Annotated in this window: 10 protein-coding genes; 5 read left to right on the forward strand and 5 right to left on the reverse strand. The window is 43.7% G+C overall.

Going from position 1 to position 15433, the window contains the following annotated elements; all coding sequences use genetic code 11:
• The first annotated feature begins 80 nt into the window (after nt 1-80).
• Nucleotides 81-2741, forward strand: coding sequence for an aminopeptidase N (gene pepN, locus ACYQ2C_RS05885; RefSeq protein WP_460100697.1), 2661 nt, complete (start codon nt 81-83; stop codon nt 2739-2741).
• 115 nt (nt 2742-2856) lie between these two features.
• On the opposite strand, the gene arsB is transcribed toward pepN, so the two are convergent.
• From arsB to mfd, 5 genes are all read right to left on the reverse strand, one after another.
• Nucleotides 2857-3885, reverse strand: coding sequence for an ACR3 family arsenite efflux transporter (gene arsB, locus ACYQ2C_RS05890; protein WP_460100699.1), 1029 nt, complete (start codon nt 3883-3885; stop codon nt 2857-2859).
• Nucleotides 3885-4358, reverse strand: a complete 474-nt coding sequence (locus ACYQ2C_RS05895) for an arsenate reductase ArsC (RefSeq protein WP_460100703.1) — start codon at nt 4356-4358, stop codon at nt 3885-3887. Before ACYQ2C_RS05895 ends, arsB begins: the two co-directional genes overlap by 1 nt.
• Before the next feature lie 68 nt (nt 4359-4426).
• Nucleotides 4427-4774: a metalloregulator ArsR/SmtB family transcription factor gene (locus tag ACYQ2C_RS05900; RefSeq protein WP_460051769.1), complete on the reverse strand. Its 348-nt coding sequence runs from the start codon at nt 4772-4774 to the stop codon at nt 4427-4429.
• A 125-nt stretch (nt 4775-4899) separates the two neighbouring features.
• A complete protein-coding gene (locus ACYQ2C_RS05905; RefSeq protein ID WP_460100706.1) occupies nt 4900-5967 on the reverse strand; it encodes a CsiV family protein in 1068 nt (355 codons plus the stop codon).
• A 437-nt stretch (nt 5968-6404) separates the two neighbouring features.
• On the reverse strand, nt 6405-9845 hold the full coding sequence (mfd, locus tag ACYQ2C_RS05910) for a transcription-repair coupling factor (protein WP_460100708.1): 3441 nt from the start codon (nt 9843-9845) through the stop codon (nt 6405-6407).
• 266 nt (nt 9846-10111) lie between these two features.
• On the opposite strand from mfd, the gene ACYQ2C_RS05915 reads away from it, so the two are divergent.
• The 4 genes from ACYQ2C_RS05915 to ACYQ2C_RS05930 all read left to right on the forward strand — a co-directional run bounded on the left by ACYQ2C_RS05915 (nt 10112) and on the right by ACYQ2C_RS05930 (nt 15431).
• Nucleotides 10112-11560: a glyceraldehyde-3-phosphate dehydrogenase gene (locus tag ACYQ2C_RS05915; RefSeq protein WP_460100711.1), complete on the forward strand. Its 1449-nt coding sequence runs from the start codon at nt 10112-10114 to the stop codon at nt 11558-11560.
• Between the two features lie 572 nt (nt 11561-12132).
• On the forward strand, nt 12133-13476 hold the full coding sequence (locus ACYQ2C_RS05920; RefSeq protein ID WP_460051775.1) for a Na(+)-translocating NADH-quinone reductase subunit A: 1344 nt from the start codon (nt 12133-12135) through the stop codon (nt 13474-13476).
• A gap of 4 nt (nt 13477-13480) precedes the next feature.
• Nucleotides 13481-14677 carry an NADH:ubiquinone reductase (Na(+)-transporting) subunit B gene (locus ACYQ2C_RS05925; protein ID WP_460100715.1) on the forward strand — a complete coding sequence of 399 codons (1197 nt, stop codon included), beginning with the start codon at nt 13481-13483 and terminating at the stop codon, nt 14675-14677.
• Nucleotides 14670-15431, forward strand: a complete 762-nt coding sequence (locus ACYQ2C_RS05930; protein WP_460051778.1) for a Na(+)-translocating NADH-quinone reductase subunit C — start codon at nt 14670-14672, stop codon at nt 15429-15431. The genes ACYQ2C_RS05925 and ACYQ2C_RS05930 overlap by 8 nt, the downstream gene beginning before the upstream one ends.
• The last annotated feature ends 2 nt before the right edge of the window (nt 15432-15433 follow it).

Here is a 15433-nt window from a genome sequence, read left to right on the forward strand (position 1 = left end):
AAAATGCTCAAAAAAACACGCATAACATTGTAAATAGTCAGCCGTATGATGCACCAACCGTATATTAATTGGAGGCTAAAATGAGAGACGCAGAACCAAGAGCGATACGTCTACAAGATTACACCGTTCCAGATTTTTTAATTGAATCAACGCAATTACATTTTGACCTAGAACCAACCGCGACCATTGTTACCAGTACTTTAAAACTCCGCCGCAATAAAGATTCTAAGCATCAAAAAGCTCCTTTGGTTTTGCACGGCCAAGAAATAGAACTGCAAAGCGTAACAATAAATGGTGAAGTTGTTAGTGCCGATCAGTACCAGGTAGACGACGAGCAGTTAACCATTGCCGATGTGCCGGATGAATTTGAATTTGTATGCGTTGGCAAAATTAATCCGCAAGAAAACACGTCTTTAGAAGGTTTGTATAAGTCGCAATCTATGTTTTGCACGCAATGCGAAGCAGAAGGTTTTCGTAAAATTACTTATTACTTAGATCGTCCAGATGTCTTGAGTGAATTTACGACGACATTAATCGGCGATAAATCTTTATACCCAGTGCTTTTAAGCAACGGTAATTTGGTTAAGTCTGGCGATTTAGGAAATGGTCGTCATTTTGCGACTTGGCACGATCCCTTTAAAAAGCCTGCCTACTTATTTGCCCTAGTCGCCGGTAATTTGTCGGTATTAGAAGATTCTTTTACGACCTGTTCTGGACGAGAAGTTGCGTTAAAAATATTTGTTGAACCTAAAGATCTTGATAAATGCGATCACGCTATGACTTCTTTGAAAAATTCCATGAAATGGGACGAAGAGGTTTATGGCCGTGAATACGATCTCGATATTTTTATGATTGTTGCTGTTGAAGACTTCAACATGGGGGCGATGGAAAATAAAGGTCTAAATATTTTTAATACCTCATGTGTTCTCGCAAAACCCGAAACCACCACCGATGCTGGATTTCAGCGTGTTGAAGCCGTTGTTGCTCACGAATATTTCCACAACTGGAGCGGTAACCGTGTTACCTGTCGCGATTGGTTTCAGTTGAGTTTAAAAGAAGGCTTTACGGTATTTCGCGATAGCGAATTTTCCGCCGACATGGGTTCGCGCACGGTTAAACGGGTAGAGGATTCTAACGTTTTACGCACCATGCAATTTGCGGAAGATGCAGGTCCAATGTCTCATCCTGTGCAACCGGCATCGTTTATTGAAATTTCTAACTTTTATACCTTAACCGTTTATGAAAAAGGTGCCGAAGTTGTACGAATGATTCACACCTTGTTAGGGCCAGAATTATTCCGTAAAGGTTCTGACATTTATTTCGAGAAAAACGACGGTAAAGCGGCAACCATTGAAGACTTTGTGGGCGCTATGGCAGAAGCCAGTGGACGTGACTTTAGCCAATTTATGAATTGGTATCACCAAGCGGGTACGCCCATTTTATCGGCAGAAGACAAGTACGATGCCGATACGCAAACTTATCAGCTGATATTTACGCAAACCGGTGTCGATACGCCAGAATCTAAAGCGATTGATAAAAAGCCTTATTTAATTCCGGTGAGGATTGGTTTGTTAGGTGGTGATGGTCCTATCACCTTAAATTCAAGTGATTATGACGTTTCGGGTGTAACCAGCGCCGTATTTGAAATTACCGAAACCACTCAAACCATTACCTTTAATAATGTTTCCGAAAAACCGGTACCGTCTTTGTTACAAGGTTTTTCTGCACCGGTAAAATTAAAGTACCCGTATTCTCGTCAGCAATTAATTAACATTATGTCTCTCGACGAAGACGGTTTTAATCGTTGGGATGCAAGCCAACAATTATGCGTACAGGTTATTTCCGAAATTATGGAACAACCTCAAGATGCAGAAATTACGGTTGATCCTCAATTAATCGAAGCATTTAAATCGCTATTGCTCGACGACACTCTTGACCCTGCAATGGTTGCTCATATGTTGACCTTGCCATCGGAAAGTTATTTGGCAGAGTTGAACGCTAAGATTGATGTCGATGCCATTCATTTTGCACGAAAATATTTGCGTAACGCTTTAGCGCAAGAATTAAAAGCCGAGTTCGAACAAAAATACGCAAAAACTCCGGCAACCAAGCAATACCAAGCGAATGCTGAGCAGATTGCACTGCGTGCCATTAAAAATGTGTGCTTATCGTATTTGGTTACCAGCGGTGAAGACGCCTGGGCCGATGAAGCCTACGCGGTATTCCAACGCGCAAATAACATGACCGATCAATTCGGTGCATTATCGATTCTTGTTCACTCGCAAACTCACTACGGCCAGAGTTTAGCGCAACAAGCATTGGCAAGTTTTTATGAGCAATGGCAAAACGAAGCCTTGGTTGTTAATCAATGGTTTGGTGTTCAAGCCAGTGTGTGTAACGACGCGACCTTAGATAATGTTAAGGCGTTAATGCAGCACCCGGCGTTTACCATTAAAAATCCAAATAAGGTGCGTGCATTAATTGGTGCTTTTGCTAATGGTAATCCGGTCTGTTTTCACGATAAAAGTGGGGCAGGTTACGAGTTTTTAGCCGACCGAGTTATTGAGCTAAATGAACTTAATCCGCAAATCGCCGCACGATTATTAACACCGTTAACGCGCTGGAAAAAACAAACTGACGATCGACAAGAACTAATGCAAGCGCAATTAAAACGCATTGTTGAAACCCCCAATTTATCGAAAGATGTATTTGAGGTAGTAAGCAAAAGTCTTGTTAAGTAAACTAGATAGTTTGTTACGGTTAAAAAAAGCCCGTTTTAAAACGGGCTTTTTTTTAAGATTTAAAAAGTGTTGGTTAACTTATGGAAGAATTCATAAGTGATTTTTTAAATAAGTTTTAGACTGTATCAGCATCACCTTCAAACCAATGCTTAGTTTTATTGGCAATTGCGACCAACGATAACATAACAGGCACTTCAACTAACACGCCTACAACTGTCGCCAAAGCTGCGCCGGAGTTCAGTCCAAATAAAGATATTGCTACTGCGACAGCCAACTCAAAAAAGTTTGAGGTTCCAATCATGCAAGCGGGTGCGGCGATGTTGTGTCGCAGTTTTAAATATCGAGCGATAAAGTACGCGATAAAAAATATTCCGTAAGTTTGTAATAACAGCGGTATTGCAATTAAAACAATATCGATGGGTTTTTGAAGCATTATTTCTGCTTGAAATGCAAACAACAAGATTATTGTTAATAGCAAGCCAGAGATTGAAAATGGTTTTAAGGTTGCAAGCCAAGCATTGAGTTTTTCGGGTTTATCTTTGAAGTACCTACGCGTCATTACACCGGCAATTAACGGTAAAACTACGTAAAGAACTACCGAGAAAATTAAGGTATTCCACGGAATGCTGATATCGGTAACGCCTAACAATACGCCGGCGATGGGAGCAAATGCAAAAATCATAATAACATCGTTAATAGATACCTGAATTAACGTGTAATTGGGATCACCTTTGGTTAATTGACTCCAAACAAACACCATGGCGGTACAGGGCGCGGTACCGAGTAGTATCATTCCGGCGATGTATTCTTCTGCGGTTTTTGGATCTACCCAATCGGCAAATAAACCGTGAAAGAAGAGTACGCCAAGTCCGGCCATAGTAAATGGTTTGATTAACCAATTGATTACCAAGGTTAAGAGTAGGCCGTTAGGATTTTTACCCACGTCTTTAATGCTGGAAAAATCAATTTGAGCCATCATTGGGTAAATCATGATCCAAATTAATATCGCCACGGGTAGATTTACATGGGCGATTTCGAGTTTGGCGATGATTTGGAAAACAGGGCTGAATAAGCTTCCGAGTGCTACACCAATAACAATCGATGCGGCCACCCAAACGCTTAGATATCGTTCAAAAATACCCATTATTGTATCTCGGCTATTTGTTCTAGCGCGGATTTCAATTGTTCTTTGGAGGTTGCATTTAAATCGAGATTTAATAACGCCTTTGCTCGATTTTCGATAATTCTGATGGTCGAGTTAAACGCTTCGGCTATTTCTTCTTCACTGCCTTCCACCTTCGATGGATCCGATAGTCCCCAATGAATCATAGGTACCGGTGAGAACCATACCGGGCAGGGCTCGTTGGCCGCGTTATCACAAACGGTAATGGCAAAATCTGGGAGGTTTTCTTCGAAGTCGTTTAGCGATTGGCTGCGTAAGCCAGTTGCGCTGTAACCATTTTCAATAAGGTATTTAATTGACAGCGGGTGAACAACGCCACTGGGACTGGAGCCGGCGCTGTATGCGGTAACAGTGCCATCGCTTAGGTGATTTGTTATGGCTTCACTGAGAATACTACGGCAGCGATTATGAGTGCATATGAAGAGAATTTTCATTGGCCCAACCTGATTGAATTTTCAAAGTTGGGCCAATGTATACGTTTTTTCGTATATTGTCTAATGGCTTAGCAGCAAACAGATGCTTGACGATTTGGACGTTCACCCATGATTTTTAATCGCGAGCTACTGGTAGCAATGTATTCTTTTGAGTTCTGGTAAGTATGTTCAATAACGTCTTTTGCCCATTGTGGAAGTTCGGGATGGATCTGATAAAAAATCCATTGGCCTTGGCGGCGATCAAGCAACACACCACTACTTCTTAGTTGGGCAAGATGGCGAGAAATTTTTGGCTGAATAGTGTCGAGTGCTTCTGTTAACTCACACACGCACAATTCTTTTTCTTGGTGAATTAGCAACACACAACGTAAACGAGTGTCGTCTGCCAATGATTTAAAAAACTTTACATTATCCACAGTTAGCTCCTTAGACTAACGCATCCGTGCAATGGCAAGTACTTTACGCATTTTTTCGGATATTTCTTTGCAACTATTCAAAATTCTGTCATTAAATTGTCATTTAATCTGAGTTTGTATCAGATTTAAATGCCGTTGTTAACTGGATTCCAAGGTGTAACTTTTACAAGTAATCCCATGGTGGGATGATCGATGTAATGGAGTTCATTGCTGCGCATTTTTCTAGTTTCTGACAAAAGCACAATTTGATCCACTGAATAGGATTTTCGTTGGGGTTTAAAGTTTGTCAGAGAAAATGATTGATCGGAAAATTGACTGAAACTATTTGTCGATTTTTGCGAATTAAAACTTATGGCAGAGTTGTCGGAATTTGAGCCAAAATTAATTGCACCAGATTGCCGATTAATATCGGTTCCAGAGTTATTAATACCACTACTTTTGGGTATTTCTGGCAAACTTGGCCAAATTGTCGCAACTGTTTGGTCGCCAAGATTTGGATAAAACTGCGTCAGCCAAAGATTTGTTTGAATATGTAAATATCTTGCCGCGCTGAGTGAGACGGTGCCTTCTAATTCAAAGTGATTATCATATTTATCGCCTCCGGTAAGAACAACGGCTTTAGCATCAGTTCGCTCGCCAATGGGTTGGCGCCAGGCAACGTGTCTTAGTACTCGATAGCGATTGTTCTGTTCGAGGCGTTTTTTCTCTTCTTTAAGATTTAATTCTTCTTCTGGAACGGTTTTAAACAGATTTTTAATATACGGATTTGCGGAGTTATTGGGCGCTTCTGCGGAATGAATTACGCTTATATCATTACCGATATTCGCCGTGGTTTCGGTGAGATTCGACGGTGAATTTTCACCATTGTGTGAGAACGAACTGTTCGGCTCTTGCAGCGTTGATGAGGTAGAGGAAATTTCTGATTGAAAATCAGTTGAATCCTGATTACCCGATTCAGACGAATTTAATGTAACCGTTCCTGGTGGATAGGCGAGCGCAATGGAGTTGGGCCAGCTTTCGCTGGTATCGAGTGCCGTAAGCGTTTGCGAGAAAGCAATAATTTCGACTTGATACCAACGATCATCTGCGGAGGATTGTGCAAAACCTTGTGACGCACAGAAGAAGGCGGCAGTCAGTAGCGTCGCCTGAGCTATTTTTTGGGTGTTAGCGCGTAATTTTGCGGATAAATTCATAAGTTCGTATCGATACTATTTGCCAACTTTGTACACGCTTTCGTAGAAGCAATTCTTTCAATGGGTCGATTGTACTCAACTCACCGGTATTTCAAGTAAATTGGCAGGGGTTTAGGGTATTAAAATTAAAAAGTGTTCCATTAAACACTAAATATTTTAACGTGTATTTATCCAATAGGAATCTTCGATTAACTCATCCATGATTTAATCGGAGAGCAGAAATTGACAATGCGATTTTCAATTTCTTCACAATTTCAATCACTTACCGTTCTTGGTATTAATGACACATCCGTGTGTCGCGAGAATCTCTAGGTTAATCAGAGTTTTCTATAAATAATTTTTACTTATGTTGAGCTTTCACTAATTCCATTGGTAGCGCACTGTTTAATTTTTTTGACGCTTTAGTTGGCTTGCCCTTGTGTTTTGATCGTCAAAAATTAAGGGCTAAGCATCTGTAATACCTGCTCTGCGGCTCGCAGTTTTGCTTCTGAGGTTTCTATTGTGTCAATGAACTTGAGTTTATTAGCGCCTTCCATTTGATATTTGGATGGGAATTTTTGAACCAACGTAACAATTTTTAACGGATCAACTTGGGTATCGGATTTGAATTCGACCTTAACTTGCTGATTGTTGGCTTCCATTTTTTTGATGCCAAGTTGGTCGGCTTTAAAGCGAAGCCGATTCACTCGTATTAGATTTTTGGTCGGTTCCTGTAATAAACCAAATCGATCAATAATCTCAATCTGTAGGTCGTTAAGTTCTTGCTCATTGGATGTGCTCGCCAGTCGTTTATACAGCATTAATCTGAGGTGAACATCTGGCAGATAATCTTCGGGAATGAGTGCCGGAATGCGCAGGTTAATTTCGGTTTCTTCGCGATTTTCAATGGCGTTAACTTCTAGCTTTCCGGCTTTGATGGATTTTACGGCGCGATCAAGCATGTCCATGTACAGCGAGAAACCCACGTGCTGGATCTGTCCGCTTTGTTCTTCGCCCAACAACTCTCCGGCGCCGCGAATCTCTAAATCGTGTGTGGCGAGGGTAAAGCCTGCACCAAGCTCTGTGGCCTGACTGATGGCTTCCAGGCGCTTTACCGCGTCTTGCGTGAGCTTCTTTTGTCCCGGTGTTAGCAAATAAGCATAGGCTTGGTGATGTGATCGACCCACGCGACCACGTAACTGGTGGAGCTGTGCGAGACCGAATTTATCGGCGCGATCAATGATAATGGTGTTGGCGTTAGGGATGTCTAAGCCTGTTTCAATGATCGTCGTCGCGACCAACACGTTGTAGCGTTTGTGGTAGAAGTCGTTCATAACCACTTCGAGTTCGCGCTCGCGCATTTGTCCATGACCAAAGGTAACCCGGGCTTCAGGCACCAGCTCTTCAAGTTCTTGAGCAATTTTTTCAATGGTTTTCACTTCGTTATGCAGATAGTACACCTGACCACCACGAAGGATTTCCCGCAAGACCGCTTCTTTTACCAAACTTGGCTGATTTTCTTGAACAAAGGTTTTTACCGCTAAGCGTTTTGCCGGAGGCGTCGCGATGATGGATAGGTCGCGAACACCTTGCATTGACATGTTCAGGGTTCTTGGAATTGGTGTTGCCGTTAATGTAAGCACATCAATTTCGGCCCGCAGTGACTTGAAACGTTCTTTTTGACGCACACCAAAGCGGTGTTCTTCGTCGATAATCACCAATCCCAGATCTTTGTATTTCACATCGGACTGAATCAGTTTGTGCGTTCCGATGATGATGTCGATAGTACCTGCTTCAACAGACTTGAGCGTTTTATTGGTTTGAGCGGTCGTTTGAAAACGCGATAGCAGGCCAACCTGAATGGGCCATTGGGCAAAGCGATCATTAAAGTTATCAAAGTGTTGCTGAGCCAGTAGGGTGGTGGGCACCATCACGGCGACTTGTTTACCGGCAATTGCCGCGATAAAAGCGGCGCGCATGGCAACTTCGGTTTTACCAAATCCAACATCGCCACAAACCAAGCGATCCATGGGTTTGGGTGTAAGCATGTCGGCAACAACGGCATCAATGGCGGCTTGCTGGTCTTCGGTTTCATCGTAGGGAAAGCTTGCGGCGAACTGTTGATATAGCTCTGCCGGGTCTGGGAATGCGGAACCTCTTCTGGCAGCTCTTTGTGCGTAGATAGCCAGTAACTCAGCTGCCGCGTCGCGTACTTTTTCAGCGGCCTTATGTTTGGCTTTGCTCCAGGTATCGGTACCTAGTCGATGTAAGGGCGCTAAATCTGGATCGGCGCCGCTATAGCGGCTGATGAGATGCAGGTTGGCAACGGGAACATAGAGTTTTGCCTCATCGGCGTATTCCAGCGTTAAAAACTCGTTGGCCTGACCATCCGTCTCAATCAGTTGTAAGCCGCGGTATCGACCAACGCCGTGATCAATGTGAACCACAGGGGCATCAATGGCTAGTTCGGTTAAGTGCTTGATGACTTGTTCGGTGGCGTCGACGGATTTTTTACGGCGGCGCGTGGCGGCAACTCTTGAGCCGTAGAGATCGGACTCACCGATAAGTGTGATTATCGTTCCCGAGTCATCGGTCAGTTCGAATCCAGAAAGTATTGGGCAAAGCGCAATTGCGACGTCTGCTTTGGCGTGCAAAAACTCCCAAAACGACGTAACCAATTTGGGCTTTATACCTGCTTTTTGCAGCTGTTCACTCAGAATTTCTCGTCGTCCTGAGGTGTCTGCGCAAAATATAAATCGTCCAGGCGAGTTTTTTATCGCAATTTTTAGATTGCCATACGGATCTTCAAGCTGATGATTGATGGCAATGTTTAACACTGGTTTGGTGTTGGCTTCTAAAGATTTAGCACTCTGATTAACGCCGATGGTTGGGAAGCGCTTGAGTGTGGCAAAAACTTCTTCAACGGTGCTGTATATGGACGTTGGTTTTAGTAGAGGTCGGGTAGGGTCGACGTTTAAGTTTTCGTAACGACTGCTGATCTCTTGCCAAAACGCTTGAGCCGATTTGGCAATATCTCCCAAAGTGAATATGTGGCTATTTTCGTCGAAATAATCTAAAAAGCTGCCCATTTCCTCAAAAAATAACGAGATGTAATATTCAATGCCCGGTGGCGATATGCCATCGCAAACATCTTGGTAAATTGGGCATTTCTTGTGATCGACATCAAAGCGAGTGTGCCAGTGATCGCGAAACAGTTTAATGCCATCTGCGTCGAGAGGAAATTCGTGCGCAGGTAGCAGCTTAAGGTGATTTACGTTTTCTACGGTGATTTGCGTTGCGGGATCGAAGGTGCGGATGCTGTCGATTTCGGAGTCGAAGAGGTCGATTCGAAAGGGTTCGTCTTCACCCATCGCAAAAATATCAACGATGGAGCCGCGAATAGCGTATTCACCGTGTTCTAGTACGGTATCGACTCGCCTGTATCCGGCGCTATCCAATCGCAAGCGACAAGCGTCTACATCCAAATCCATACCTGGTTCGATGATGAGGCTGCGGCCTTCGAGAAATCCTTTGGGGCTTAGTTTCGTCATTAGCGAAGTAATAGGCAAAATGACGATAACGGCTTTTGAGGTTCCTATGGTGTACAAAGCTTCCAAACGTTCAGAAATAATATCGGCGTTTGGAGAGAAGTGATCGTAGGGCAGTGTTTCCCAATCCGGAAAATGGATTATCGCCGGGCAGTCTGGATTTGACGTGCCGAAGCTTTTAATGTCTTGCTCTAGCAGGGCGGCGGAGGTGGTGTCGGGTGTTAGGACGATGTACTTGCCCGGTTCACGACTGGCATAAGCCACTAAACTGAGTGCGAAGGCCGATGGAGTCAGGTTGCTCCATAGTGACTGGTTTTTTTCGTATTTAGGCGGATTCAGAACAGAAAACATAAATAAATTCGGGCATTTGACAAAATGCGCGCAATTGTAGCGTTTGGTTTCGTAAATGCGTACACCTTAAGACGTAATATTTGGAATTACCGTGTTTTTTGTTCGCAAAGTTTCCAGTTGACGACGTCAATGCTGCATAAATTTACACGCTTTAAAAAGTCACATTGTTGCGAACCAGTAGATATGTCTGGATAATATCGCCGCCCAAATGGGCAACACAGGCTCGCCTGTGCCACATCAAGCTAATTTCAGGAAGGTGTACTCACGTGAATCGACCAAAGCCGGATGACTATTTCAAGGACTGGAAACAACGAGAAGCTCTAGCCGAATCTATGATCCCAACGATTGGGACCTTGTACAGAGAGAAAAACGTCGTCATCAGCATGTACGGAAAACCGCTGATCAACCGATCTGTTATCGATATTATGAAGGCGCACCGTTTCGTTCGCCAGGTTGAAGACAACGAATTATCAGAGTTTGAGTCTTTCCCAATTCTTGAAGCTCTTGCAAAACTTAATCTAAGCGCGTCGCGCATTGATCTGGGTAAATTAACCGTAAAAGCAATGGCGAGCGGTGAGCCAATTGATGCAGATAAGTTTGTTGCCGAAGAGTTAGCTGACTTTGTTGGTGGTGATGCGCCTCTGAGTGAGCCGCAAGATGTCGTTTTATACGGTTTTGGTCGAATTGGCCGTTTGGTTGCTCGTCTATTGGTTGAGAAAGCGGGTAGTGGCGAATCTTTGCGTTTGCGCGCAATCGTTGTTCGTAAAGGTAAGGCTGAAAACGATCTAGTGAAGCGTGCTAGCTTGCTGCGTCGTGATTCCGTGCATGGTTCTTTCAAAGGTACCATTCGCATCGATGAAGATACCAATACCCTCGTTGTTAATGGTAACGAAGTTCGCGTTATCTATGCCGACAACCCTGCTACGATTGATTACACCGATTATGGTATCAACAATGCGCTAATCGTTGATAACACAGGTGTTTGGCGTGATGAAGATGGTCTTAGCCAACATCTTAAGAGCAACGGCGTTGCAAAAGTGTTGTTAACCGCACCTGGTAAGGGCGATCTAAAAAATATCGTTTACGGCATTAATCATAACGATATCACTCCAGACGATAAGATTATTTCTGCCGCGTCTTGTACTACCAACGCAATTGTTCCTGTGCTTAAAGCTCTTAACGAGAAATACGGCATTATTCATGGTCACGTTGAAACAGTTCATTCTTACACGAATGACCAAAACTTGATCGACAACTATCACAAGGGTGAGCGTCGCGGTCGAGCAGCGTCTTTGAACATGGTTATCACTGAGACCGGCGCAGCTAAAGCAGTTGCTAAGGCTTTGCCGGAGTTGAAAGGTAAGTTAACCGGTAATGCGATTCGAGTTCCTACGCCTAACGTTTCTATGGCTATATTGAATCTACAGTTGGGACAAGAAACCACAGTTGAAGAAATCAACGAATACATGCGCAATATCGCATTGCATTCCCCGATGGCTCAGCAAATCGATTACACCAACTCTCCAGAGGTAGTATCGAGTGATTTCGTGGGTTCTCGCCATGCATGTGTGTTCGATGCTAAAGCAACGATCGTTGATGGCAAAAGTGCAGTACTTTACTTGTGGTATGACAACGAGTTTGGTTATAGCTGCCAAGTTGTTCGCTGCCTAGAAAAAGTTGCAGGTGCTGAGTACTTGAGTTATCCCGCTAACTAATTAGCCGAGCTTGATTATTCCAGTCCTTATTCTTCAGCATTATTAGGGCAAACCACTGATAATGCTGGATGTCATATACCTTTCTTGTTCATATAACGCCTAATACCTCACCTGTAAGTTTTTATTAGTTGTCGAAATATCGAGCTAAGTTTTTGACTTTACAATAGTTTTCTTCAAATCTCTCATAAAAAACTACGCGCCACGCTGGAAAGAAAAACCATACGATCCTATAATTGCGCGGATTTTTTGGTGACGGTACGGGTTTATCGTGTCCGTTGGGTTCTCAATTTAACCTAACCAGCCACATTGGCGTTACAGGTGCTCTTTTATTGCATAAGTTTTGCTGGGTGCTGGTAAAAGCAGATTTGCCTTTGAGCATTTCTCGATAAACATTGCTATTGATCTTTTTACTTATTGACATCTGGTAGCTGAAAAGCTTTAACTTGAATGTCTTTAATAGATTTTATAAATGGCAACCTCAACAAAGAAGCATGCAGCAAACCAAGTCTTTAGTTTGCTAAAGGCACACATTGGTAGCTGTCCACTGTTCAACTAGTGATTAGGCAAGGTGTATGATAAAGATCCGTAAGGGATTGGAATTACCCATTACAGGGGCACCCCAGCAGATCGTTGACAGCTCATCGCGAGTAACTTCCGTAGCTGTAATCGGATCGGATTATCATGGTATGAAGCCTACCATGGCGGTCCAAGTGGGTGACAAGGTTAAAGTCGGTCAATTATTATTCACCGATAAGAAATCTGAAGGTGTTCGTTACACCTCTCCTGCCTCGGGCACTGTAGCGGCTATTAACCGCGGTGCTAAGCGAGTATTCCAATCCGTCGTAATTGATATAGATGGTGACGACAGTGAGTCGTTCGAGTCATTTTCCAGTGACCAGTTGGCGTCTTTGACCGAAGAACAAGTTCGTTCTACGCTCATTGAATCTGGCGTCTGGACTGTTCTTCGTACACGTCCTTATAGCAAAGTTCCTTCCGTAGATTCGAAACCGAATTCTATTTTCATTAATGTCATGGACACCAATCCATTGGCAGCAGATCCAGCAGTAGTTTTGCAAGAGTACAAACAAGACTTTGCCGACGGTTTGAGCGTTTTGTCCAAACTGACTGAAGGTACTTTGTTTGTTTGTAAAGCAGCTGGCGCCGATGTTTTTACTGGTACCAATAGCCAAGTTAAAGTTGAAGAGTTTTCTGGCATTCACCCAGCGGGTAATGCGGGAACACACATTCACTTCCTTGATCCTGTATCAGTTAAGAAGACCGTTTGGACGGTTAATTACCAAGACGTTGTTGCAATTGGCAAGCTCTTTACCACTGGTAAAGTTTTTACCGATCGCGTGATTGCTCTTGGTGGTCCAGTTGTTGAAAAGCCTCGTTTGATCAAAACTCGTCTTGGCGCCAACTTGCAAGAGTTGTGTGCTGGCGAATACAGCAAAGCCAAAGTTCGTATTATCAGCGGCTCTGTTTTTGGCGGACGTACAGCGATCGGCCCATTGGCGTACCTTGGGCGTTACCATTTGCAGGTTTCTCTGTTGGCAGAAGGGGATGATCGTCCACCCGTTCATTACTTGCGTCCTGGGTTTGATTACTTCTCGGTAATGGGAATTTATATTTCGAAGTTGTTCTCGGGCAAAAAGTTCGACTTCGATACCACGACCGCTGGTAGTGAAAGGGCAATGGTTCCTGTGGGTAACTATGAAAGAGTCATGCCACTTGATGTGCTTCCGACTCATTTATTACGTTCTTTGATCGTAGGTGACACAGATACCGCTCAAAAACTCGGTTGTTTAGAGTTGGATGAAGAAGACTTAGCTCTTTGTACCTTTGTTTGCCCTGGCAAATACGAGTATGGCCCGATTCTTCGCGACAACTTAACTCGTATTGAGATGGAGGGTTAATCTGATGTCATTACGCAAATTTTTAGATGGCATAGAGCCTAATTTCCACAAAGGTGGAAAATGGGCAGGCTGGTATGCACTGTTCGAAGCAGTTGATACCATCTTCTATCGTCCAGGTTCAGTAACTAAGACAACTTCACACGTTCGTGATGGCGTTGACCTTAAGCGCATCATGATTACTGTGTGGATGTGTACCTTCCCAGCAGTTTTTTACGGAATGTACAACATCGGTTGGCAAGCAAACACCACTATGGCAACTATGGGCCTTACCGAAATTGGTAACTGGCGCGATGCTTTTATTGGAACGTTTGACGCCAGCAATGTGCTTAATTGTATTTGGCACGGCGCTTTGTACTTTTTACCCATTTACGCAGTAACGTTCGTTGTTGGTGGTTTTTGGGAAGTACTTTTCGCCATGAAACGTGGCCACGAAGTTAATGAAGGTTTCTTTGTAACTTCCATTCTTTTTGCGTTGGTTTGTCCTCCAACTCTACCTCTTTGGTTGGCTGCGCTGGGTATTTCCTTCGGTGTGGTTATCGGTAAAGAAGTATTTGGTGGTACCGGCAAAAACTTCCTCAACCCTGCATTGTCTGGCCGTGCATTTCTATTCTTCGCTTACCCTGCGTTTATGTCGGGTGATTCAGTTTGGACTGCGGTAGATGGCTTTACAGGTGCTACTGCGCTTTCGGTAGCGGCTGTTGATGGTTTAGAGGCTATGCAAACTTCTCTATCTCTAACTTGGAATGACGCTTTCATTGGTCATATGCAAGGTTCGATGGGTGAAGTTTCTACCTTGGCAATTTTTATTGGCGGTGCAGTATTGCTGCTAACCAAAATTGCTTCTTGGAGAATCATGGCCGGCGTTATGTTGGGTATGGTTGCGACCTCTACCTTATTTAACTTCATCGGTTCTGATACTAACCCAATGTTCTCTGTACCTTGGTACTGGCACTTGGTTCTTGGTGGTTTCGCGTTTGGTATGGTCTTCATGGCTACCGATCCGGTTTCTGCTTCTATGACCAGTACAGGCAAATGGTATTTCGGCGCGTTGATTGGTTTCATGGTGGTAGTGATTCGTGTTGTGAACCCTGCATTCCCTGAAGGTATGATGTTGGCAATTCTCTTTGCGAACCTATTTGCTCCATTGATCGACCATTTCGTTGTTCAGAGCAATGTTAAGAGGAGATTAGCTCGTGGCTAATAAAGACTCTACAGCTGGCACTATTACAGTCGCCTTGGTTCTTTGTATTGTTTGCTCCGTTATTGTTTCTGCGGCAGCAGTTATGCTGAAACCGGCTCAGGTTGCTAACAAAGAATTAGACTTTAAACGCAATATTCTTGCGGCAGCAGGTTTACTTGATACTTCTAAATCTGTTGAAGAGCAGTTTTCTCAGATCAATACACGTATTGTTCAATTAGAAACTGGCAAGTTCACCGATGGCGATCCAGACTCATACGATCCTGTGGCAGCCGCAAAAGATCCATCTCAATCTCGTGAGTTAAGTACCGAAGAAGACCTGGCGAAAATTTCGCGTCTTGAAAATCGCTCTGAAGTTTACATTGTTGAGAAAGACGGCAATGTTGATAAGGTGATTCTTCCAATCCGAGGTTACGGTCTTTGGTCAACGTTATACGGCTTCCTTGCTTTGGAATCTGATATGAACACGGTTGCCGGTATCGGCTTCTACGAGCATGGTGAAACTCCAGGACTCGGTGGTGAAGTTGATAATCCAGCTTGGAAAGCCGGTTGGATTGGCAAAGAAATGTTCGACAACAGTGGTGACGTTGCTGTTCGCGTAATCAAGGGTAAAGCTGCTGATTCTGCTGCTCATCAGATTGATGGCTTGTCTGGTGCTACTTTGACCAGCCGAGGCGTCAGCAACCTAGTTCGTTTTTGGTTGAGTGATGAAGGTTTTGGTAAGTTTTTAACCAACCTTAAAGAAGGGGAGGCCTAATC

This window comes from Sessilibacter sp. MAH3, assembly GCF_054658275.1.

Bases quoted from the DNA above. Each gene is read 5' to 3' on its own strand.
- pepN (WP_460100697.1), top strand. From the start codon at position 81: ATGAGAGACGCAGAACCAAGAGCGATACGTCTACAAGATTACACCGTT.
- arsB (WP_460100699.1), bottom strand. From the start codon at position 3,885: ATGGGTATTTTTGAACGATATCTAAGCGTTTGGGTGGCCGCATCGATT.
- ACYQ2C_RS05895 (WP_460100703.1), bottom strand. From the start codon at position 4,358: ATGAAAATTCTCTTCATATGCACTCATAATCGCTGCCGTAGTATTCTC.
- ACYQ2C_RS05905 (WP_460100706.1), bottom strand. From the start codon at position 5,967: ATGAATTTATCCGCAAAATTACGCGCTAACACCCAAAAAATAGCTCAG.
- mfd (WP_460100708.1), bottom strand. From the start codon at position 9,845: ATGTTTTCTGTTCTGAATCCGCCTAAATACGAAAAAAACCAGTCACTA.
- ACYQ2C_RS05920 (WP_460051775.1), top strand. From the start codon at position 12,133: ATGATAAAGATCCGTAAGGGATTGGAATTACCCATTACAGGGGCACCC.
- ACYQ2C_RS05925 (WP_460100715.1), top strand. From the start codon at position 13,481: ATGTCATTACGCAAATTTTTAGATGGCATAGAGCCTAATTTCCACAAA.